20 protein-coding genes and 1 pseudogene are annotated in these 20,444 nt (G+C 74.7%); 12 read left to right on the top strand and 9 right to left on the bottom strand.

The annotated features are described in order from the left end of the window. Positions 1–6: 6 nt before the first annotated feature. The gene (locus AC5L3Z_RS12015; RefSeq protein ID WP_494841610.1) at positions 7–609 is read right to left on the bottom strand and encodes a bacterial proteasome activator family protein; all 603 of its coding nucleotides are present in this window, start codon (positions 607–609) and stop codon (positions 7–9) included. Positions 610–689: 80 nt separating this feature from the next. On the opposite strand from AC5L3Z_RS12015, the gene AC5L3Z_RS12010 reads away from it, so the two are divergent. Continuing rightward, entirely contained in the window at positions 690–1,487 is a 798-nt protein-coding gene (locus tag AC5L3Z_RS12010) for an alpha/beta hydrolase family protein (RefSeq protein ID WP_494841609.1), read from the top strand. Between the two features lie 77 nt (positions 1,488–1,564). Further along, positions 1,565–2,785 carry an ABC transporter substrate-binding protein gene (locus AC5L3Z_RS12005; protein ID WP_494841608.1) on the top strand — a complete coding sequence of 407 codons (1,221 nt, stop codon included), beginning with the start codon at positions 1,565–1,567 and terminating at the stop codon, positions 2,783–2,785. A gap of 69 nt (positions 2,786–2,854) precedes the next feature. On the opposite strand, the gene ddaH is transcribed toward AC5L3Z_RS12005, so the two are convergent. Further along, entirely contained in the window at positions 2,855–3,688 is an 834-nt protein-coding gene (gene ddaH / locus AC5L3Z_RS12000; RefSeq protein WP_494841607.1) for a dimethylargininase, read from the bottom strand. Positions 3,689–3,747: 59 nt separating this feature from the next. Between ddaH and AC5L3Z_RS11995 the strand changes: the two genes are divergently transcribed. Both AC5L3Z_RS11995 and AC5L3Z_RS11990 read left to right on the top strand, forming a co-directional pair. Next, complete coding sequence (locus AC5L3Z_RS11995) at positions 3,748–4,206, top strand: Lrp/AsnC family transcriptional regulator (RefSeq protein WP_334527876.1); 459 nt, start codon at positions 3,748–3,750, stop codon at positions 4,204–4,206. A 94-nt stretch (positions 4,207–4,300) separates the two neighbouring features. Next, positions 4,301–4,819 (top strand): annotated as a pseudogene (locus AC5L3Z_RS11990) (beta-propeller domain-containing protein); the annotation flags it as partial. Positions 4,820–4,894: 75 nt separating this feature from the next. Here the strand turns inward: AC5L3Z_RS11990 and AC5L3Z_RS11985 are convergent. From AC5L3Z_RS11985 to mobA, 3 genes are all read right to left on the bottom strand, one after another. Further along, positions 4,895–6,004 (bottom strand): T3SS (YopN, CesT) and YbjN peptide-binding chaperone 1, encoded by a 1,110-nt coding sequence (locus tag AC5L3Z_RS11985; protein WP_494841606.1) that lies wholly within the window; start codon positions 6,002–6,004, stop codon positions 4,895–4,897. 90 nt (positions 6,005–6,094) lie between these two features. Continuing rightward, a complete protein-coding gene (locus AC5L3Z_RS11980; RefSeq protein ID WP_494841605.1) occupies positions 6,095–6,349 on the bottom strand; it encodes a DUF6457 domain-containing protein in 255 nt (84 codons plus the stop codon). After that, on the bottom strand, positions 6,346–6,969 hold the full coding sequence (gene mobA, locus AC5L3Z_RS11975) for a molybdenum cofactor guanylyltransferase (RefSeq protein ID WP_494841604.1): 624 nt from the start codon (positions 6,967–6,969) through the stop codon (positions 6,346–6,348). The genes AC5L3Z_RS11980 and mobA overlap by 4 nt, the downstream gene beginning before the upstream one ends. Positions 6,970–7,016: 47 nt before the next feature. On the opposite strand from mobA, the gene fdhD reads away from it, so the two are divergent. Further along, the gene (gene fdhD / locus AC5L3Z_RS11970; protein ID WP_494841603.1) at positions 7,017–7,874 is read left to right on the top strand and encodes a formate dehydrogenase accessory sulfurtransferase FdhD; all 858 of its coding nucleotides are present in this window, start codon (positions 7,017–7,019) and stop codon (positions 7,872–7,874) included. A 5-nt stretch (positions 7,875–7,879) separates the two neighbouring features. Here fdhD and AC5L3Z_RS11965 read toward each other — a convergent pair whose 3' ends face one another. After that, positions 7,880–8,935: a DUF4192 domain-containing protein gene (locus tag AC5L3Z_RS11965; protein WP_494841602.1), complete on the bottom strand. Its 1,056-nt coding sequence runs from the start codon at positions 8,933–8,935 to the stop codon at positions 7,880–7,882. Positions 8,936–9,152: 217 nt separating this feature from the next. On the opposite strand from AC5L3Z_RS11965, the gene AC5L3Z_RS11960 reads away from it, so the two are divergent. The 5 genes from AC5L3Z_RS11960 (at position 9,153) to AC5L3Z_RS11940 (ending at position 15,881) form a co-directional block, all read left to right on the top strand. Beyond that, a complete protein-coding gene (locus tag AC5L3Z_RS11960) occupies positions 9,153–10,067 on the top strand; it encodes a fructosamine kinase family protein (RefSeq protein ID WP_494841601.1) in 915 nt (304 codons plus the stop codon). Further along, positions 10,064–11,074 carry a GTP 3',8-cyclase MoaA gene (gene moaA / locus AC5L3Z_RS11955; RefSeq protein WP_494841600.1) on the top strand — a complete coding sequence of 337 codons (1,011 nt, stop codon included), beginning with the start codon at positions 10,064–10,066 and terminating at the stop codon, positions 11,072–11,074. Before AC5L3Z_RS11960 ends, moaA begins: the two co-directional genes overlap by 4 nt. A gap of 3 nt (positions 11,075–11,077) precedes the next feature. After that, positions 11,078–11,323, top strand: a complete 246-nt coding sequence (locus AC5L3Z_RS11950) for a MoaD/ThiS family protein (RefSeq protein WP_334527900.1) — start codon at positions 11,078–11,080, stop codon at positions 11,321–11,323. Between the two features lie 12 nt (positions 11,324–11,335). Further along, positions 11,336–12,586, top strand: a complete 1,251-nt coding sequence (locus AC5L3Z_RS11945; protein ID WP_494841599.1) for a metallophosphoesterase — start codon at positions 11,336–11,338, stop codon at positions 12,584–12,586. 94 nt (positions 12,587–12,680) lie between these two features. Further along, positions 12,681–15,881, top strand: a complete 3,201-nt coding sequence (locus AC5L3Z_RS11940) for a UvrD-helicase domain-containing protein (protein WP_494841598.1) — start codon at positions 12,681–12,683, stop codon at positions 15,879–15,881. A gap of 12 nt (positions 15,882–15,893) precedes the next feature. On the opposite strand, the gene AC5L3Z_RS11935 is transcribed toward AC5L3Z_RS11940, so the two are convergent. Both AC5L3Z_RS11935 and AC5L3Z_RS11930 read right to left on the bottom strand, forming a co-directional pair. Then, positions 15,894–16,511: a prepilin peptidase gene (locus AC5L3Z_RS11935; RefSeq protein WP_494841597.1), complete on the bottom strand. Its 618-nt coding sequence runs from the start codon at positions 16,509–16,511 to the stop codon at positions 15,894–15,896. 11 nt (positions 16,512–16,522) lie between these two features. Next, on the bottom strand, positions 16,523–17,494 hold the full coding sequence (locus tag AC5L3Z_RS11930; RefSeq protein WP_494841596.1) for an EamA family transporter: 972 nt from the start codon (positions 17,492–17,494) through the stop codon (positions 16,523–16,525). Positions 17,495–17,836: 342 nt separating this feature from the next. Between AC5L3Z_RS11930 and AC5L3Z_RS11925 the strand changes: the two genes are divergently transcribed. Together AC5L3Z_RS11925 and AC5L3Z_RS11920 are read left to right on the top strand one after the other, a co-directional pair. Then, positions 17,837–18,349, top strand: a complete 513-nt coding sequence (locus tag AC5L3Z_RS11925; protein ID WP_494841698.1) for an LppU/SCO3897 family protein — start codon at positions 17,837–17,839, stop codon at positions 18,347–18,349. A gap of 139 nt (positions 18,350–18,488) precedes the next feature. Beyond that, positions 18,489–19,727 (top strand): DUF8462 domain-containing protein, encoded by a 1,239-nt coding sequence (locus AC5L3Z_RS11920; RefSeq protein WP_494841595.1) that lies wholly within the window; start codon positions 18,489–18,491, stop codon positions 19,725–19,727. A gap of 50 nt (positions 19,728–19,777) precedes the next feature. Here the strand turns inward: AC5L3Z_RS11920 and AC5L3Z_RS11915 are convergent, their stop codons facing one another. Beyond that, a complete protein-coding gene (locus AC5L3Z_RS11915) occupies positions 19,778–20,323 on the bottom strand; it encodes a GNAT family N-acetyltransferase (RefSeq protein WP_494841594.1) in 546 nt (181 codons plus the stop codon). Between the last annotated feature and the right edge of the window lie 121 nt (positions 20,324–20,444).

The following is a 20,444-nucleotide window of genomic DNA, read 5'->3' as shown; positions in this document are numbered from 1 at the left end:
GCCCGGTCAGAGGTACTGACCGGTGGGGTGCCCCTCGCCGCCGGACGGCTGACCCAGGCCCGGCATCCCGGGCACCGTCCCGCCGGGGCCGCTGGGCAGCGCGGGCCGGCCGGAGCGCATCTGCTCCAGCTGCACCCGGGCGGCCATCTGCTGGGCGACCAGGGCGGCCTGGATGCCGTGGAACAGCCCTTCCAGCCAGCCGACCAGCTGGGCGTGGGCGATCCGCAGCTCACCCTCGCTGGGCGCCTTCTCCTCGGTGAAGGGCAGCGAGATCCGCTCCAGCTCGTCGCGCAGCTCGGGGGCGAGGCCCTCCTTGAGCTCGACGATCGACCGCTCGTGGATCTCGCGCATCCGGTGCCGGCTCGCGTCGTCCAGCGGCGCGGACTTGACCTCCTCCAGCAGCTGCTTGATCATGCTGCCGATCCGCATCACCTTGGCCGGCTGCTCGACCAGACGGGTCGGGTCCTCGCCGGCCGCGTCGTCGGTCTGCACGGTGCCGACCGGGCGACCGTCCGGGCCGACCACCACCACGGTGCCCGAGTGCTCGCCACCCTCGCGGCCCGGCTCGTCGTTCTGTCCAGGGAAATGCGCGTCGGTCATGGGAACCATCTTTACCCACCCCGGCGAGCGGCACGCGCCGGGACCGGCTCCCGGGCGCCGTCGCCCGGCGCGTCGGCTACCGTCGCCGCATGCCCGCCGACCCGCGCGCCGTGCTCACCCGTCCCGCGCCGCCCGCCGAGGAGACCGTGGCCTACGGCGCGCACCCCGACCAGGTGGCCGACCTGCGCCGACCGGCCGGCGACGGTCCGGCCCGGCCGCTGGTCGCGGTGCTGCACGGGGGCTTCTGGCGTGCCGAGTACGACCGCGCCCACACCGGCCCGCTGGCCGCCGCGCTGGCCGGGCTCGGCTGGCCGGTCGCCCAGCTGGAGTACCGCCGTACCGGGCAGCCCGGGGGCGGCTGGCCGGGCACCCTGACGGACGTGCTGGCGGGCGTGGCCGCCCTGCCGGAGCTGGCGGCGCGGGCGCTGCCCGGACGGGTGGCCGCCGGGCCGCCGCTGCTGCTCGGGCACTCCGCCGGCGGGCACCTCGCGCTCTACGCGGCCGCGCACGCCCCGGCGGCCGTACGCGGGGTGCTGGCGCTGGCGCCGGTGGCCGACCTGGCCGAGGCGTACCGGCTGGACCTGGACGGCGGGGCGGTCGCCGCGCTGCTCGGGGGCGGTCCGGCGGAGCACCCCGACCGCTACGCCGCCACCGATCCACGTGCGTTGGTGCCGCTGCGGACACGCACGGTGATTCTGCACGGGGTGCTCGACCGGCAGGTGCCGATCGAGGTCAGCCGCTCGTACGCGGCGGCGGCCCGGGCCGCCGGAGCCGACGTCGACCTCGTTGAACTGCCGCAATGCGAGCACTTCGGGCTGATCGACCCGCTCTCGGCGGCCTGGCCGCAGGTGAGAGGTGCGTTGCAGTCGCTGCACAAAGATCAATAGCCATTGACGCAGCGTCGCCGAACAGGTAGAACGCCGAGGGGGCGGTGACGCCCGGCAACGCTCCCGGAAGGATTTCGGTGTCGCAGATCAACCGCAGGCGCGCCCTGCAGCTCCTGGCCGCGCTCGGTACGACCGGCCTGGCCGCCGGCTGCGCCACCGAGGACGACAGCGAGGCCCGGCCCACCGGCGCCCCGATCCGGATCGGCCTGATCAGGCCGGAGAGCGGCCCCGGCAAGACGATCGGCCAGGACATGGCCAACGGCTTCGACACCTACCTCGCGCTCAACGGGCAGCGGCTGGGTGGCCACCCGGTGACCGTGGAGGTCGCCGACGAGGGGGACAGCGCCAAGACCGGCCAGGCGGCCGTGGACGGGCTGCTCAAGAAGGGCGTGCTCGCCCTCACCGGGGTGGTCGACTCGCAGGTGCTCGCCGGGGTCCGGGAAGACGTGGAGCGGGCCCGGGTGCCGCTGGTCGCCTCGAACGCCTCGCCCACCAGCCTGCAGAGCGTGGTCTACATCTGGCGCACGTCGTACGTGCTGGACGAGCCGGGCCGGGCGCTCGCGGACTACCTGAAGGCGCGGCTGCCGGCCAGCAGCCGGATCGCGATCGTCGCGCCGGAGGGCGCGGCCAGCCTCGACGTGGTGCAGGGCTTCCGCCGGCAGTTCGGCGCCGACGACAAGCGCATCGTCGGCGACCCGATCTGGACGACCGCCGCCGCGAACCCGAACGACAGCACCTACCGCTACGACATCCGGCAGGCCCTCGACCTCAGGCCGACCGCCATCTTCTGCAACTTCTCCGGCAAGGCGGCCATCGAGTTCGTCCGCCAGTTGCGCCTGCGCGAACGCTGGGCCGGCAACGTCTACGCGCCCGGCTTCCTCACCGAGGGCACCGTCCTGACCGAGCTGCGCGGCACCCTGGTCGACCAGCGGGACAACCTGAAGCCCGGCACGATCCAGACGGTGCTGAACTACTCGGCCGACCTGAACAACAACGCCAACCGGATCTTCGCCGGGGCGTACCGAAAGAAGTACGGGGTCCAGCCCACCACGTACGCGATGGCCTCGTACGACGCCGCGCAGGTGCTCGACAAGGCCATCGGGCTGGCCGGGCCGGAGCCGACGCCGCAGCAGGTCAACCTGGCCCTCGGCAAGATCGGCCAGATCGACAGCCCGCGCGGGGTGTGGCAGTTCAACCAGCCCCGCACCCCGCAGCAGAAGTGGTACCTGCGCCGGGTCCAGTTCGACGGCCGGCTGCTCTCCAACGTCACCATCAACGAGATCGCCACGCTCGGCTGAGCCGACCGGCGCCCGTACGGTGAAGGGCCGGTCTCCCCACGGGGAGACCGGCCCTTCGTCCGGGTCGGGTCAGTGGCGCAGCTCGGCGATGCAGCACTTCACGCTGCCGCCGCCCTTCTTCAGCTCGGCCAGCTCGACCGGCACCGGGGTGTACCCGGCCGCCTTCAGCTTCCCGGCCAGCCGGGTCGCCTCGCTGTTCAGCACGACGTTAGCGCCGTCGCTGACCAGGTTCAGGCCGAAGGACATGGCGTCCTCGTCGTCGGCGATCACCGCGTCGGGGAAGAGCTGCGCGAGCACCCGCTGGCTGGCCGCCGAGAAGGCGCCCGGGAAGTAGACGACGTTCTCGTCGTCGATCGAGGCGAGCGCCACGTCCAAGTGGTAGAAGCGCGGGTCGACCAGGCGCAGCGAGACCACCGGCCGGCCGAGCGCCTCCTGCGCCTCGGCGTGCGCCGGCAGCTCCGTCCGGAAGCCGTGCCCGGCCAGGATCAGGCCGCCGTGCGCGTCCGGCAGGTACGCGAAGTCGCCCTCACCCTCGTTGGTCTCGCTCGGGGCGATGAACCGCCAACCCTGCGACTCGTAGAACGCCCGGTGCGCGGCGGCCTCGGCGGCCCGCTGCTCGTGCTTGAACTGGGCGCCGTAGACGGTCCCGTCCACCACGAACGCGCCGTTCGCGGCGAAGACCATGTCGGGCAGCCCGGCCTCGGGGGTGAGCAGGTGCACGTCGTGACCGAGACCGACCAGCGTCTCCCGCAGGCGGTCCCACTGCTTGACCGCCAGCTCCGCGTCCACGGGGGTCGTGACGTCCATCCACGGGTTGATGGCGTACTCGACCGCGAAATGCTCGGGCGAGCACATGAGATATGTCCGCTTTCGCGGGACTCGCTGCTGGTTCACGGTCACCAAGAGTAGGTACCGTAGAACTTTGGTAACAGCCGTAACCATTGCTTCCCGAGGGCGGAACGTTGCAGATAGACGCGGTGGACCAGCGAATCATTGCGTTGCTCGTGGCAGACGCCCGAGCGTCGTACGCCGACATCGGCGTTCGGGTGTCACTCTCCGCTCCGGCGGTCAAGCGACGCGTCGACCGGCTCCGCTCCACCGGGGTCATCCGGGGCTTCACCGCGGTGGTCGATCCGGCCGCCGTCGGCTGGACCACCGAGGCGTTCGTGGAGCTCTTCTGCGCCGGGCGGACCACCCCCGCGCAGATCGGGGTGGCCGCCCGGCGGCACCCGGAGGTGGTCGGGGCGTACACCGTCTCCGGGGAGGCCGACGCGCTCGTGCACCTGCGCGCCGCCGACATCTCGCACCTGGAGGACGCGCTGGAGCGACTGCGCGCCGAATCCTTCGTCACCTCCACCAGGAGCACCATCGTCCTCTCCCGCCTGGTCGAGTCCCCGGGCGTCGGCCCCTCCACCGGCTGACCCCGCCGGGCCGTCCCGGTCGCCGCCGCGCCCGCCGGAACCGGACGGGCCGGGCCCGCGTCGAAGCGGACATGACACGGGGAACCCGATCGGTTACGTGGTCACCTTCCGGGAGACCGATCCGCTCTACCGCGTCGACCTCGCCGATCCCACCGCGCCCCGGGTCACCGGCGAGCTGAAGATCACCGGCTGGTCCGCGTACCTGCACCCGCTGCCGGACGGGCGGCTGCTCGGCGTCGGCCAGGAGGCGGACCGGCGGGGACGGCCACTGGGCCTCCAGGTCGCCGTCTTCGACGTCCGCGACCCGCAGCGGCCGGTCCGGTCGGCGCAGTACCACGTGCCCGGCGCGGAATCGATCGTCGAGTTCGAGCCGCACGCGTTCCTGCACCAGCCGTCGACCGGCCTGGTCGCGCTGCCGGTGGACCGGGGCGTACGCCTGCTCCGGGTGACCGCCACGGCGGTCACCGAGGTCGGCCGGGTCGACCATGACGGCGCCGACCTGGTCAGCCGGTCGCTGCTGGTGGGAGACGTCCTCTGGACCGTCTCCGACACCGGCCTCAAGGCCACCGACCCGACGACCGCCCGCAGCCTGGCCTGGCTCCCCTCGACCTGACCCGTCCTCTCCCTCCCGCCGATCCCGCACTTCTCTCCCGCCCGGGCCGGAAGTGCCGGATCGGCGCGGGGAGGATCAGAGGTACATGCCGGTGCGGTGTTCGGAGGCGGCGCGCTGAGGCTTGTCGCCCTCGCCGAAGAAGCGCTTGCCGCCGAACTCACCGTGCAGCCGGTCGTCCAGCTCGTCGGCCAGCCCCGTCATCACCTGCACGGCGAGCATCAGGTGGGTGGCCTGGAAGTTCCGGCCGAAGACCGGGATGGAGGCCCAGACGGTGTCGTCGGCGCAGTAGAGCCGGCCGATCGGCATCCGGTTGGTCAGCTCGGAGAGCTTCACGTAGAGCCGCTCGGTCGGCTCGACCTCGGTCAGCACCGGGGAGAAGACGTCGACCAGGGGCGGGTTGTCGCGAACCCGGACGAAGACCATCGCCGAGCCGGCCCGGATGTTGATGTCCCCGTCCGAGTCGATCTGGAGCTGGTCGGACTTCGACTTGAGCATCGTCGAGACGACCGTGCGGACCCGCTCGGCCAGGGCCAGCACGTCGCCGTCGCCGTCCGGCCCGGCCGCCGTCGCGGCGGCGGCCAGCGCCTCGTCGAGATCCGCCTCGACGTCGCGGTCCGGTCCGAACTCGCTGCGGGCCGTGCCGAGCGGTTCGACCGGCAGCGGCTCCCCCTCGGCGTCGTGCATCAGGTAGACCAGGAAGGCCGGGTGGGGCGCGCCGTAGACGTCGCGGAGGGTGCGGGAGAGCAGCGCGGCCAGCTTGCTGGCGTCACCGGCGGAGCCGGCCAGGCCGAACTGCTCACCGGAGCCCTCCACCACGCCCGGCGGCGACCAGCCCAGCGCCACCATGTCGGCCACGGCGGCGCGGTCCAGCCGGTAACCCTGCGGCAGGGTGGCGTTGCCGACCGCCCGGGCCGACAGGCGGCCCTCCGCCCCGACGTCCACGCTGATCGAGTAGACCGCGTCACCGGTGCCGGACGCGGTGGGGTCGAGGGTCAGTTCGAGGTGCGCCCCGGTCGGCAGCGTGCGCAGCCGCTCGGCGAGCGCCCGGGCGAACTCGCGCCACGCCTCGGTGACCTTCGCCCGCAGGTCGGCCGTGGTCGGCTCGTCCAGCAGGACCGACTCGTGATGCCCCGGCGACCCGCCGGGCTGATCACCGGCCGGCATCGAGGGGTGCTCTGCCGTCATGATCGCCTCCGTCCGTCAAGGTCACCCTACCCATGCGGACCGGGGAACGAATCCACGCGACCGGCATCGGACATGCCGGCCGGAAGACGGTCAGCCGGGGCGTTCGCCGCCCAGCTCGACCGGCCAGGTGCCGGCCAGCCCGCTGAGCCGGGCGGCCGTCGCCGCCGGGTCGGCTCCCCGCCCCACGGCGACACCGAGCAGGTACGCGGTGACCGGAGCGCCGGGCCGCAGCACCTGGTGCGCGACGTCCTTGGCCAGCCCCAGCACGGCCGGCACCGGCACGTCGGCCGGGTCGAGACCCAGCTCGGCGCAGGCCGCCGTGACCCAGTCGTCCATCACCGTCATCGCGTCCACTCCTCCGCCCGGCGTACGTCCAGGTCAGTGTCGCAGTCGAACCACGGCGGCGGACCCGAGCCGGACCAGGGCAGCTCGCGGACGGCCAGCTCGCCGAGGAGCTGGCGCATCGACGCCCCGTCGAGGATGCCGCCGCGCTGGACGGCGAGCCGGTCGAGCGCGGCGCGCAGCGGCCTCACCCGCCACACCCCGCACAGCGGCTGCCGGCGCCCCGCGTCGTCGAGGAGGCAGACCCCGTCGTGCCCGCCCGCCAGCGCGCCCAGCAGCTCGCCGAGCGCGTCCCGGGTGAGCAGCGGCAGGTCGGCGGCGAGCAGGGCGACGGTGGTCGTACCGGGGTCGAGCAGGGCGAGCCCGGCGGCGGTGGCGGCCACCGGTCCACCTCCCGGCGGCTCCTCCCGGGTCACCAGCACGCCGGCGGGGACCGGGCCGGCCGGCCCGACCAGCACCCGCGGGGTGGCGTCGGCGACCGCCGCGAGCACCCGCTCCCGCATGGGTCGCCCACCCACCGGCAGCGCGGGCTTGTCCCGCCCGCCCATCCGGCGCGCCGCGCCCCCCGCGAGCACCACCGCCGCGTACGCCGTCACCCGGCCACCGTAGCCGCGGCACTCCACCCGAGGCCGTCGCCCGTGGCGGTGACGGGTCGGGGCAGGATGGCGGGATGGGACGGGCGACCGACAGACGTGGCGTGCTCCGGATCGACCTGGACGCGGTGGACGAGGGGCGTGCCCCGGTACGCCGCCCGGACACGCTGTCGGTGGAGGAGCCGTTCGAGATCCGGGTCGGCAAGGCCGGTCCCGGCCGGCGGCGGCCGCTCGCGGTGACCATGCGCACCCCGGGTGACGACATCGACCTGGCGATCGGCTTCCTGCTGACCGAGGGGCTGATCCGGTCGACCGGGGACGTGCTGACCGCCCAGCTCTGCGCCGGTGCGGAGACGCCGAACACGTACAACGTGGTGGACGTGGTGCTCGCCCCCGACGTGCCGGAGCCGACCACCGATCCGTCGCGGAACTTCTACACCACCAGCTCGTGCGGGGTGTGCGGCAAGGCCAGCATCGACGCGATCCGGACCCGCTCGCCGTACCCGGTGGACCGGGACGCGCTGACGGTGCCGGCGGACGTCCTCACCGCCCTGCCGGACCGGCTGCGGGCGGGGCAGCGGGCCTTCGACCGCACCGGCGGGCTGCACGCGGCGGGCCTCTTCACCCCCGACGGCGAGCTGGTGGTGCTGCGCGAGGACGTCGGCCGGCACAACGCGGTGGACAAGGTGGTCGGTTGGGCGGTGCGGGACGGCCGCCTCCCGCTCACCGGGCACGTCCTGCTGGTCTCCGGTCGGGCCAGCTTCGAGCTGACGCAGAAGGCGTGGATGGCCGGGGTGCCGCTGCTGGCGGCGGTCTCCGCGCCCAGCTCGCTCGCCGTCGACCTGGCCGACGAGGCGGGGATGACGCTGGTCGGCTTCCTGCGGGGCCGGGCGATGAACGTCTACGCCCACCCGCACCGGGTGACCGTCGGCTGACCGGCTCATCCGATCCCCCGCCGGGGCCGGCGCCGCCGGGGCCGGCGGCGCACCACCCCCGGCTCCCCCACCGCCGGCCAGCCGTCCAGCTCCGACGGGGGTACGCCCCGCCGGAGCAGGTCGTCGAGGAGTTGGGCCAGGGAGTAGTCGGGGTGGGTCGCCAGCGCCCGCTCCAGGGCCACCGCCGCCAGCGCACCCTGCCCGGCCCGCCAGGCGGCGAAGGCCAGCAGGCTGGCCGGCGCGGCGATCAACTCCTCCTCGGCACGGCGCAGCACGTCACCCCAGAGGCGGATGTCCTCCTCGCGCCCGTCGGTGCGTTCCCAGGCGTGGTCCCGCACCGGCAGGTGGGTCAGGAGCAGGCTGAGCCACGCCACCTCGTCGTCGGTCAGCCGCTCGCCCCGGCGGTGCGTACGCAGGGCGGTCCGGACCGCGTCGACCCCGGCCGCCCGGACCGTCCGGCCACCGAGCAGGTCGGCGGGAGGAGCCTCCGCCAGCAGCGCCAGCAGCCGTCGCTCGGCCCGGGCGGCGGCCCGCCGCAGCGCCTCCCGGGCGTCCCCCTCGACCGGTGCCACCTGCGCGGTGAGCGCGGCCCGGTCGGGGAGCGCCACCTGGCCGGCGAAGACCGCGGCGGCGCTGACCTGACTGGTCCCCTGGTCGTACGGGGTGCCCTCCGGTGGACAGCAGTCCGGGGCGGCGCAGAGGTAGGACCAGTAGCGTCCGGCGGTGACCCGCAGCGCGTCCAGCACGGTCAGGCCGGCGTCGGCCAGCACGACGCGGACGGCGTCCACGGCGGGGGTGACCCGCTCGGCCGGCCCGTACCCGAGCACGGTCGCCGACTCGGCGTCCTGCCGGCCGAGGACTTCGCCCAGGTGCCGGGCGGGCAGTCGCGGGTCGGTGCCCGGGGCGGGGAGGTCCGCCCGGGCGACGAAGACGATCCGCCGTCCCCGCATCGCCACCACCACCACGCTGTCGGCGGGGTGGAAGCCGAGCAGGTACGGCACGGCGGCGATGAGGTCGGCGGGCGAACGGACGGTGAGCCGGGGAAGGTCGGTCGCGGTCATGCCGGCAGCCTGCGACCCGCGAGGCGCGAGCGACAGGCCCTGTGGACGACACGCGGCCCGTCCACAGACACGGAGAGTGTTCGCCCAGCTCGGAGCAGTTCAGGCCGGTCACCGGTGGGTCCACGGGCGACGCCCGGCCGGCACGACACGTCCCGGTCGTGCCCCCGGGCACGCAAGCCGGGCCGCCGCCGGGCCGGAAAGCCGATACCTTGCGCTGATGGACCTGGCGTACCTGCGGGCACACCCGGAGCACCTGCCGACCTTCCTGACCCACCAGCGGATCCGGGAGACGCCGGTCTCCGGCGGGGACAGCTGCGCCGCCTCGCGGCTCACCCTGGACGACGGCCACTCCGTCCTCGCCAAGACCTGGCCGGAGCGGGCCGACCGGCCGCTGCCCGAGGGCTTCTTCGCCGCCGAGGCGGCCGGGCTGCGCTGGCTGCGGGAGGCGGGGACGGTCGCCGTGCCGGAGGTGGTGGTGGCGTTGCCGGAGCTGCTGGCGCTGGACTGGGTGGAGCCGGGCGAGCCGTCCCCCGAGGCGGCCGAGCGGTTCGGCCGTGAGCTGGCCGGGATGCACCGGGCCGGGGCGTCCGTCCTCGGCGCGCCGTGGCCCGGCTTCATCGGTACGTTGCCACAGGACAACACCGCCGACGAGGGGCCCTGGTCGGCCTGGTTCGCCGAGCGCCGGCTGCGCCCGTACCTGCGCCGGTCGGTGGAGAACGGTGCGCTCACCGGCGCGGAGACCGCCCTGGTCGAGGAGGTGGTGGCGCGGATCGGCGAGTTCGGCGGGGACGAGCCGCCGGCCCGGCTGCACGGCGATCTCTGGCCGGGCAACCTGCTCTGGGGCGCCGACGACCGGGTCTGGCTGATCGACCCGGCGGCGCACGGCGGCCATCGGGAGACGGACCTGGCGCAGCTGGCGCTCTTCGGCGGTCCGCCGCACCACGCCCGGATCGTCGACGCCTACCGGGAGGCGTGGCCGCTGGCCGACGGCTGGCGGGACCGGGTGCCGCTGCACCAGCTCCAGTTGCTGCTGGTGCACACCGCGATCTTCGGCGGGGCGTACCGCGACGCGGTCGCCCGGGCCGCCCGCGCGGCGCTGCACGGGAACGACCGCGCTACGGTCGACAGGTGACCGCCGCCCCGACCGACGGCGTCCTCGTCGACCGGTACGGCCGAGTCGCCCGGGACCTGCGCGTCTCGCTGACCGACAAGTGCAATCTGCGCTGTACGTACTGCATGCCGGCGGAGGGGCTGCCCTGGCTGGCCGGGCCGCAGCTGCTCGGCGACGACGAGATCGTCCGGCTGGTCCGGGTCGCCGTGGAGCGGCTCGGGGTGACCGAGGTGCGCTTCACCGGTGGGGAGCCGCTGATCCGCCCCGGGCTGGTCGGCATCGTGGCCGCGGTGGCCGCGCTGGCGCCGCGCCCCCGGATCTCGCTGACCACCAACGGCCTCGGCCTGGACCGGCTCGCCCCCGCCCTGCGCGACGCCGGCCTGGACCGGGTGAACGTCTCGCTGGACACCGTCGACCGGGACCGGTTCGCCACGCTGACCCGGCGGGACCGGCTGGCCGACGTGCTCGCCGGGCTGGCCGGGGCGGCGGCCGCCGGGCTCACCCCGGTGAAGGTCAATTCTGTGCTGATGCGGGGCGTCAACGAGGACGAGGCGCCGACGTTGCTCCGCTTCGCCCTCGACCACGGCTACCAGCTGCGGTTCATCGAGCAGATGCCGCTGGACGCGCAGCACGGGTGGGACCGGGGCACGATGGTCACCGCCGAGGAGATCCTCGCCGCGCTGGGCGCGCGGTTCACCCTGACCCCCGATCCGGCCCGGCGGGGCGCCGCCCCCGCCGAGACCTGGCTGGTCGACGGCGGCCCGGCCACCGTCGGCGTGATCGCCAGCGTGACCCGGCCCTTCTGCGGCGACTGCGACCGCACCCGGCTCACCGCCGACGGTCAGGTCCGGGCCTGCCTCTTCGCCACCGAGGAGTCCGACCTGCGGGGTGCGCTGCGGGCCGGCGCGGACGACGCCGAGCTGGCCCGGCGCTGGCGTACGGCGATGTGGGGCAAGCGGGCGGGCCACGGGATCGACGACCCGACGTTCCTGCAACCGGTCCGGCCGATGTCGGCGATCGGGGGCTGAGCCGTGGACCTCACCGTGCGCTACTTCGCCGGGGCCCGGGCGGCGGCCGGCCGCCCGGAGGAGACCGCATCCGCGGGCCGGTCGCTGGACGAACTCGTCAACGAACTGGCGCACCGGCACGGCGAGCGACTCGCCGCGGTCCTGGCGGTGGCGAGTTTCCTGGTCGACGGGGTGGCCTGTCATGATCGTCGGACACCGCTGCCGGCCGGGGCCACGATCGACGTGCTGCCTCCCTTCGCGGGCGGCTGAGAGAGGCCTCAGATGTTGGCGACCCTGGCGTTCGTGGCCACCCTGACATTGATCATCGGGGGGATCCACTTCTACCTGTGGAAGCGGCTGGTCAAGGACACCACCGGTCCGGGGCGGTGGCGGCGGATCGGTGGCGTCGTCGCGCTGGTGCTGGCGCTGCTCGTCCCGGCCACGATGGTCGGCACCCGGGTCGCCGGGGCGTTCTGGCTGGCCTGGCCGGGCTATCTCTGGCTCGCGGTGATGTTCTACCTGCTGGTCGTGCTGCTGGCGCTGGAAGTTCCGATGGCGGTCGCGAAGCTGGTGCTGCGCCGCCGGGTGGTGGCCGCCGAGGCGAGCGCCGCCGCGCCGGAGCCGGTGCTGGTCGGGGCCGCCGGCTCCGCCGACCCGCCGGCCGCCGAGGCCGTCGGCCACTCCGACCACGACCCGTCGCGCCGGTTGCTGCTGGCCCGGGGGGCCGCGATCTTCGCCGGTCTCACCGCCACCGGCGTGACCGCGTACGGCGTGCGCACCGCGACGGGTCCGCCGCGGCTGGACCGGGTGCGGATCCCGCTGGCGAAGCTGCCCCGCAGCATGGACGGCCTGCGCATCGCCACCGTCTCCGACATCCACCTGGGGCCGCTGCGCGGCCGGGTGCACACCGAGCGGATCGTGGCCGCGATCAACCGGCTCGACGCCGACCTCGTGGCGATCGTCGGCGACCTGGTCGACGGCTCGGTCGCGGAGCTGGGAGAGGCGGCGGCGCCGCTGCGCGACCTGCGCTCGCGGTACGGCAACTTCTTCGTCACCGGTAACCACGAGTACTACAGCGGGGTCGAGGAGTGGGTCCGGGAGGTGGACCGGCTCGGCCTGCGGGTGCTGCAGAACCAGCGCCAGGAGATCCGGGCCCGGGGTGGCGTGCTGGACCTGGCCGGGATCAACGACGTGACCGCCGCCGGCACCGGGCTGGCCGCGCCCGCTGACTTCGCCGCCGCGCTCGGCGACCGGGACCCGAGCCGCCCGGTGGTGCTGCTGGCCCACCAACCGGTCGCCGCGTTCGAGGCCGCGAAGTTCGGGGTGGACCTGCAACTGTCCGGGCACACCCACGGTGGGCAGATGGTGCCCTTCAACTACCTGGTCAAGCTCCAGCAGCCGGTGGTCTCCGGTCTGGGGGAGGTCGACGGCACCAAGGTCTACGTCACCAACGGCGCCGGCTTCTGGGGCCCGCCGGTGCGGGTGGGCGCCCCGCCGCAGGTGACCCTGGTGGAGCTGCGGGCCGCCCCATAGCGCGACCGGGCGGCGGAGTCCAGCACCGCATTGCTCAGGTCACGCCCACGCGTGGCGGCGGGCGGAGGGCGGACCGGTCATGACAGGATGCGGCGTGCCTCCGTTCAGCGCCGCATCCCCCGGTGGCGTCCCGTCGTTCGTCGCGGACCTGCACATCCACTCGAAGTACTCGCGCGCGTGCAGCCGTGACCTGACCCTGCCGAACCTGGGCTGGTGGGCCCGGCGCAAGGGCATCGGGGTGCTCGGCACCGGCGACTTCACCCACCCCGCCTGGTACGACCACCTCCGGGAGACCCTGGAGCCGGCCGAGCCCGGCCTGTACCGGCTCGGCCCGGAGGCGGAGCGGGACATCGCCCGCCGGTTGCCGCCCCGGCTGGCCAGCGAGGCGGAGACGGACCCGGTCCGGTTCATGCTGAGCGTGGAGATCTCCACGATCTACAAGCGGGACGACCGGACCCGCAAGGTGCACCACCTGGTCTACCTGCCGGACCTGGACGCGGTGGCCCGCTTCAACGCCGCGCTCGGCCGGATCGGCAACCTCGGCTCGGACGGCCGGCCGATCCTCGGCCTGGACTCCCGGGACCTGCTGGAGATCACCCTGGAGGCGAGTCCGGACGGTTACCTCGTCCCGGCGCACATCTGGACGCCCTGGTTCTCCGCGCTGGGCTCCAAGTCCGGCTTCGACGCGATCGCCGACTGCTACGCCGACCTGGCCGAGCACATCTTCGCGGTGGAGACCGGCCTCTCCTCCGACCCGGAGATGAACTGGCGAGTCGGCAGCCTGGACCGCTACCGGCTGGTCTCGAACTCCGACGCGCACTCCCCGCCCGCGCTGGCCCGGGAGGCCACGGTCTTCGACTCCGGCCGCGACTACTTCGCGATGCGGGAGGCGCTTCGGACCGGGGAGGGGCTGGCCGGGACGATCGAGTTCTTCCCGGAGGAGGGGAAGTACCACGCGGACGGGCACCGGCTCTGCGGCGTCAACTGGTCGCCGGAGCGGACCCGGGCGGCGGGCGGGCGCTGCCCGGAGTGCGGCAAGCCGCTGACCGTGGGGGTGCTGAGCCGGATCGAGGAGCTGGCCGACCGACCGCAGGGGCATCGCCCCGCGCACGCCCGGGAGGTCACCCACCTGGTGCCGCTGGCCGAGATCCTCGGTGAGATCAACAAGGTGGGGGCGCGCTCGAAGAGGGTCGAGGGCCAGCTCAACGACCTGGTCGCCGCGCTCGGCCCGGAGTTGGAGATCCTCACCCGCACCCCGCTGGACGAGATCGGCCGGGTCGGTGGGGAGCTGCTCGCCGAGGGGATCGGCCGGCTGCGTCGGGGCGACGTCCGCCGGGTGCCGGGCTACGACGGCGAGTACGGCGTGATCACCCTCTTCGACCCGGCGGAGCTGGGTGCCGGTGGTGCGCCGACCGCCCAGGAGACGCTCTTCGACGTACCCGTGCCGGCGCAGCGCACCCCCGCGGAGCCGGCGGCGAAGCCCCGCGCGAAGCGCCCGGCGGCGGCGAAGGCCGAGCCGAAGCGGAAGGCCGCGCCGCCCCCGCCCCCGCCGCCGCCGATCGCGCCGGCGCCCTCCCCGCACGAGCCGTTCGAGCCGATGCTCGCCGGCATGGAGGAGGTCGGCACCGGCCTGCTGGACCGGCTGGACGCGATGCAGCGGGTGGCCGCCTCCGCGCCGGGTGGTCCGCTGCTGATCGTGGCCGGGCCGGGCACCGGCAAGACCCGGACGCTGACCCACCGGATCGCGTACCTCTGCGCGGAGCTGAACGTCTTTCCGGAACAGTGCCTGGCGATCACCTTCACCCGGCGGGCCGCCGAGGAGCTGCGGCACCGCCTCGACGGTCTGCTCGGCCCGGTGGCCGAGGACGTCACGGTCGGCACGTTCCACTCGCTCGGGTTGAGCATCCTGCGGGAGAACGCCGACGCGGTCGGGTTGCCGGCGGACTTCCGGATCGCCGACGACGCCGACCGGTCCGCCGCCCGGGCGGAGGCCGGCGACGACGCCGCCCGGTACGCGGCGCTGCTGCGCAAGCGGGACCTGGTCGACCTGGACGAGCTGCTCACCCTGCCGGTCGCGCTGTTGCGGGCGGACAAGAAGCTGGTCCGGGAGTACCGCGAGCGCTGGCGCTGGATCTTCGTCGACGAGTACCAGGACGTCGACGCGGTGCAGTACGAGCTGCTGCGGCTGCTCAGCCCCGCCGACGGCAACCTCTGCGCGATCGGCGACCCCGACCAGGCCATCTACTCGTTCCGGGGCGCGGACGTCGGCTACTTCCTGCGCTTCTCGCAGGACTTCACCGACGCGCGACTGGTCCGGCTGAACCGCAACTACCGGTCGTCGGCGCCGATCCTGGCCGCGGCGGTGCAGGCCATCGCGCCGTCGTCGCTGGTCCGCGGCCGTCGGCTGGACCCGGCCCGGCTCGACCCGGAGGCGCCGCTGGTCGGTCGCTACCCCGCGGCCTCTGTCGCCGACGAGGCCGACTTCGTGGTACGCACCATCGACGAGCTGGTCGGTGGCCTCTCCCACCGTTCGCTGGACTCGGGCCGGATCGACGGCCGGACGACCACCCTGTCGTTCTCCGACATCGCGGTGCTCTACCGCACCGACTCGCAGGCCGCGCCGATCGTGGACGCGCTGGCCCGGGCGAACATCCCGGTGCAGAAGCGTTCGCACGACCGGCTCCGGGACCGGCCGGGGGTGGCCGCGATCGCCCACGAGCTGCGGCACGCCGACGGCCTGGGCGGCGGTCTGCCCGCCCGGGTACGCCTCGCCGGCCAGGTGCTCGCCGAGCGTTTCGCCGCCCCCACGCTGGACGGCCCCGGCGCGGTCCGCCCCGAGGACGTCCGGTCCGCCGTCGACCTGCTCACCCCGCTGGCCCGCCGCTGCGGTGACGACCTGGAGCTGTTCCTGTCCCAGTTGGCCACCGGCGCGGAGGTGGACGCGCTCGACCCGCGGGCCGAGGCGGTCACCCTGCTCACCCTGCACGCCGCCAAGGGGCTGGAGTTCCCGGTGGTGTTCCTGGTCGGGGCGGAGGACGGGCTGCTGCCGCTGCGCTGGCCCGGCTCGACGCCGGACGACGACGCGGTCGCGGAGGAGCGGCGGCTCTTCTTCGTCGGCCTGACCCGGGCTCAGGACCGGCTCTACGTCAGTCACGCGGCCCGGCGGGTGCGGCACGGGTCGGAACGCGACTGCCGTCCCTCGCCCTTCCTCGACGTGATCGACCCGGGACTGTTCGAACGCTTCGGCGAGGCCGTACCCCGCCGTCCGAAGGACCGCCAGCTCCGGCTGATCTAGGCGACCCGGGCGTCAGGCGAGCAGGGCGGCCAGCCAGGCGCCGGCGAGCAGGGCCGGCCCGAACGGCAGGGGCGTGTCCCGGCGGACCCGGCGGGCGGCCAGCAGGCCGAGCACCACCACCCCGTTGAGCAGGTGCGGCAGGAGCAGGCCCAGGCCGAGGGTCGACCAGCCCAGCCAGCCGAGCGGCAGCCCGAGCACGGCGGCGAGCTTCACGTCGCCGAAGCCGAGCCGGGAGCCGGGCAGCAGCGCCAGCAGCACGTACCCGCCGAAGGAGAGTGCGGCCCCGGCCAGCGCGACGAGCAGGCGGCCCGGCGTGCCGGCGACCAGCGCCGCCACCAGGAGAGCGGCGAACCCCGCCAGCCCGGCCGCGGCCACCAGTGGATCGGGCAGCCGCAGGCAGGCCAGGTCCACCACCGCCAGTACCAGCCCGACCGCCGCCATCAGCAGGAACGCCGGCAACGCCGGGTCGGCGCCGAGCGCGACGGCCAGCCCCGCGCAGGTCACACCCCCGACGGCCGCCAACCCGGCCCGGTGGTCCGCCGCGCCGGTCCAGCGGCGGGCGAGCGGCGGTGCGACGGCGCCGGCCAGGACACCGAGCAGGGCGGCGGAGGTCACCAGGCCGACGGACACGGCCCGGGACGTTACCGGCGGGCCGGCTCCACGGTTGTCCCGGCGGCCGGGCGCCGGGGACGTTCGGTGGTCACCACCAGCGCCACGCCGGCCACGATCACCGCTCCGCCGAGCAGCACCGGCACGGTGACCGGCTCGGCCACCAGCAGCGCGCCCAGCGCCACGGCGACCACCGGGTTGACGTAGGCGTAGGTGGAGACCAGCGAGATCGGGGCGTGGTGCAGCAGCCAGACGTACGCGGTGAAGGCGACCAACGAGCCGGCCACCATCAGGTACGCCAGCGCCGCCCACGAACGGGCGGTCACCTCGGCCGGCGAGAAGCCGCGCAGCTCGTCCCGGCCGAGGGCGAGGAGCAGGAGGACCGCCGCGCCGGCGACCATCTCGTACACCGTGGCGACGAACGGGTCGGCGGGCATCCGCAGGCGTCCGGAGAGGAAGGAGCCCACCGACCAGCTGGTCGCGGCGGCGACCACGGTCAGCGCGCCGGCCAGCGGGACCGCAGCGCTGTCGCCGGTGGGCAGGACCAGCAGCACCAGCCCGAGGAAGCCGAGCGTCACCCCGGCGAAGGTCCAGGCCCGGGGCCGGTCCCCGGTGGCCGTACGGAGGAGCACGACCAGCAGCGGAACGGTGGCCACCAGCAGGGCCGCGACGCCCGACGGCACGGCCGTGCCGGGTGGGCCGGACTCGGCGAGCACCACCAGACCGTTCCCGCCGGCCAGCAGGAGCGCCCCGACCAGCGCGGCGGAGGCGAGCTGGCGCCGGTCGACCCGCAGGGCGCCCGGCCCGCGGCGGAGCCGGAGCACGACGGCGAGCACCAGGCCCGCCGTGGCGAACCGGGCGGCGGCCGAGGCGAGCGGCGGCAACGACTCGACCGCGATCCGGATGCCCAGGTAGGTGGAGCCCCAGAGGACATAGACCAGGAGCAACGCCGTCCAGATCAGCGCCGGGCGGCCGGGTGTCGCACTCGGGGGAGGTGAGCTCATCGGTGGACCACGCTACGGTGACCACGGCGCCGGTTCCCTTGCGGGTGGCCGGCGTCTCGTTACCGACGCAGGAGGGCGTTCATGGCGAACTACGGACCACCCGGTGGCGGCTTCCCGGAGCCGTGGGGTGGGCGACGTCCCGACGACGCGTACGGTCCCGCACCGGAGCCGCGGCCGGGCACCGGCTGGGGCAAGCCGACCCCGGGTCGGCCGCAGCCGTCCGGCGCCCCCGGCCAGCCGTATCCGCCGTACGACGGGCAGGCGTATCCACCGTACGGGGGGCAGCCGGGCCACCCGCCGTACGCCCCGCCCGGCTACCCGCCCGCCGGCCCGTACGAGCCGGTGGACCGGTACCGGTCGGCGGGGCCGGAGGCGTACGCCGGTGACCCGGCGCCGAAGCGGGGCCGGGGTCGGCTGATCGCCGGGCTCGCCGCGCTGGCGGTCCTCCTCCTGGGCGGCGTCGGCATCCTGGTCTACCTGTTCGGGCCGGGCGACGACGGGACGCCGGCCGCCGGTCCGGGCGCGCCCACGGCGTCGGCCGGGGCGAGCGCGGAGGTGCCCGCGCCGGTCGGGCCGGCGCCGACCACGCCGGCCCCCGCCTCGTCGTCGGATCCGCGGTTCGTCAAGGCGGGGCAGTGTGTCCGCAACGAGGGTGCGGCGGGCGGCAAGCCGAAGCTGTCGATCAGCGGCTGCGCCCCGAAGACGTACGAGGTGCTGCGCCGCTTCGACGGGGCGACCAGCGGGGAGAAGGACGCCGAGGCGAAGTGCGCCAAGGTCACCGGCTACACCAACTGGTACTTCTTCGACAGCGAGCTGGACACCCTCGACTTCGTGCTCTGCCTCCGGCAGCGCTGATCCCGTCCGTAGCCGAAACTAGGGCTGTCTAGCGTTGTTGCTAGACAGCCCTAGTTTTATGTCGAGGATCCGGACACGCCGGTAGCCGCATCTATCCATCTCTAGCTCTGCGGCTAGACGGGCCGATACTGTGCGATGCGTGGATCCGGTCCGCAACCCGTACGCCCCCGGCGCCGGCCAGCGCCCGCCCGAGCTCGCCGGTCGGGGGCGGGAGCTGGACGTCTTCGACGTCGTGCTGGAACGCATCGCCCGGGGCCGCCCCGAACGCAGCCTGATGCTCACCGGCCTGCGCGGGGTCGGCAAGACGGTCCTCCTCAACACCCTCCGCTCCCAGGCGATCAACCACCTCTGGGGCACCGGCAAGATCGAGGCCCGCCCGGACCAGTCGCTGCGCCGACCGGTCGCCGCCGCCCTGCACATGGCGGTCCGCGAGCTGGCGCCGCGACACCGGGCGCCGGACCGGATCGACGCCTTCCTCGGCGTGCTAAAGGCGTTCGCCCAACGCTCCACGCCGACCGCCCGTGGCGCCGCCCCCAAGCTGCGCGACCGCTGGCAGCCCGGCATCGACGTGCCCGCGAGCAGCGGCCGGGCCGACTCCGGCGACATCGAGATCGACCTCGTCGAGCTGCTCAGCGACGCGGCGGCGGTCGCCGCCGACGTGGGCACCGGCATCGCGATCTTCATCGACGAGATGCAGGACCTCGGCGCGGAGGACGTCTCCGCGCTCTGCGCCGCCTGCCACGAACTCTCCCAGCTCGGCGCGCCGCTGATCGTGGTCGGCGCCGGCCTGCCGCACCTGCCGGCCGTGCTCAGCGCCGCCAAGTCGTACTCCGAACGGCTCTTCCGCTACCAGCGCATCGACCGGCTCGACCGGATCGCCGCCGACCACGCGCTCTGCGCGCCGGCCGAGCGGGAGCAGGTCGAGTACGAGCAGAAGGCGCTCGACCTGCTCTACGAGAAGTCCGGCGGCTACCCCTACTTCGTGCAGGCGTACGGCAAGGCCACCTGGGACCATGCGCCGCGCTCACCGATCACCGCCGCGGACGTCCGGGTGGCGGCGCCGGAGGCGGAGGCCGAGCTGGCCGTCGGCTTCTTCGGCTCCCGGTTCGAACGCGCCACCCCCGCCGAACGCGAGTACATGCGGGCCATGGCGACGTTGTCCCTGGTGGAAGGGGAGGCCGACGGGGGTGGCCGGGACGACATGGACGCGGCGGTGCCGACCGCGGAGATCGCCCGGGCGCTGGGCCGCAAGCCCGCCAGCCTCTCCCCGGCCCGGGATGCGCTGATCAAGAAGGGGCTGATCTACTCCGGCGAACGTGGCACGGTCGCCTTCACCGTCCCGCACTTCGGCCGCTACCTGCGCACCCAGCCGGCCTGACCGCGCCGTCGGCGCTCACCGGAGGCCGGACGGTGGACGGCCGGCCCGGCTCAGACCCGGGACCAGGGCGCCGGGAAGACCACCTCGCCGCGCGGCGGCGCCGGCTCGCCGCTGACGGACGGCGGCAGCACCAGCGCCTGCCACGGCTCCCCCAGTCCGGACCACGGGCTGGTCAACCCCATCCGGTCGGCCGGGGCGAAGCCGAACCGCCGGTAGTAGGCGGGGTCCCCGAGCACCACCACCAGGCGCTCGCCCAGCTCGGTGGCGGCGTCCAGCACCGCCTGCACCGCCGCGGTGCCGTGCCCGACGCGCTGCCGGTGCGGGGCGACCGCGACCGGTCCGAGCGCCACGGCCGGGGCCGTGACGTCGTCGGACTTCACCCGGACCCGGCTCAGCAGGGCGTAGCCGACCACCTCGCCGCCGTACTCGGCCACCATGGCCAGCTCGGGGATCCACGCCTCGCTGCCGCGCAGCTCGTCGACGAGGGCCACCTCGCCCGGGGTCGTGCCGTCCGGGCGGGCGAACGCGGCGGCCAGCACGCGGCGCACCGGGCCGGTGTCCGCCGGGCCCTCGGGTCGCAGCCGCAGGGTCGTCATTCGCGCGACGTTACCCGCCGTGACCGATCCATCCGCGACGGTCTGTCGAATCGGCGTGGCGCACCGTCACGTCAACGTCGGCCGATCGGATCGGCCGTTGCCGGGGTGGCGGCCGCCGCAA

This window comes from Micromonospora sp. LZ37 (genome assembly GCF_059359015.1).
Note: the sequence above shows the minus strand (reverse complement) of the source record. Positions and strands in the feature narration are given on the sequence as shown.

Coding starts and splice junctions, on each gene's coding strand:
- fdhD (WP_494841603.1), top strand. CDS start 7,017: ATGGGACGGGCGACCGACAGACGTGGCGTGCTCCGGATCGACCTGGAC.
- AC5L3Z_RS11915 (WP_494841594.1), bottom strand. CDS start 20,323: ATGACGACCCTGCGGCTGCGACCCGAGGGCCCGGCGGACACCGGCCCG.
- AC5L3Z_RS11965 (WP_494841602.1), bottom strand. CDS start 8,935: ATGACCGCGACCGACCTTCCCCGGCTCACCGTCCGTTCGCCCGCCGAC.
- AC5L3Z_RS11985 (WP_494841606.1), bottom strand. CDS start 6,004: ATGACGGCAGAGCACCCCTCGATGCCGGCCGGTGATCAGCCCGGCGGG.
- AC5L3Z_RS11960 (WP_494841601.1), top strand. CDS start 9,153: ATGGACCTGGCGTACCTGCGGGCACACCCGGAGCACCTGCCGACCTTC.
- AC5L3Z_RS11945 (WP_494841599.1), top strand. CDS start 11,336: ATGTTGGCGACCCTGGCGTTCGTGGCCACCCTGACATTGATCATCGGG.
- AC5L3Z_RS12015 (WP_494841610.1), bottom strand. CDS start 609: ATGGTTCCCATGACCGACGCGCATTTCCCTGGACAGAACGACGAGCCG.
- AC5L3Z_RS11930 (WP_494841596.1), bottom strand. CDS start 17,494: ATGAGCTCACCTCCCCCGAGTGCGACACCCGGCCGCCCGGCGCTGATC.
- AC5L3Z_RS11980 (WP_494841605.1), bottom strand. CDS start 6,349: ATGACGGTGATGGACGACTGGGTCACGGCGGCCTGCGCCGAGCTGGGT.
- AC5L3Z_RS12010 (WP_494841609.1), top strand. CDS start 690: ATGCCCGCCGACCCGCGCGCCGTGCTCACCCGTCCCGCGCCGCCCGCC.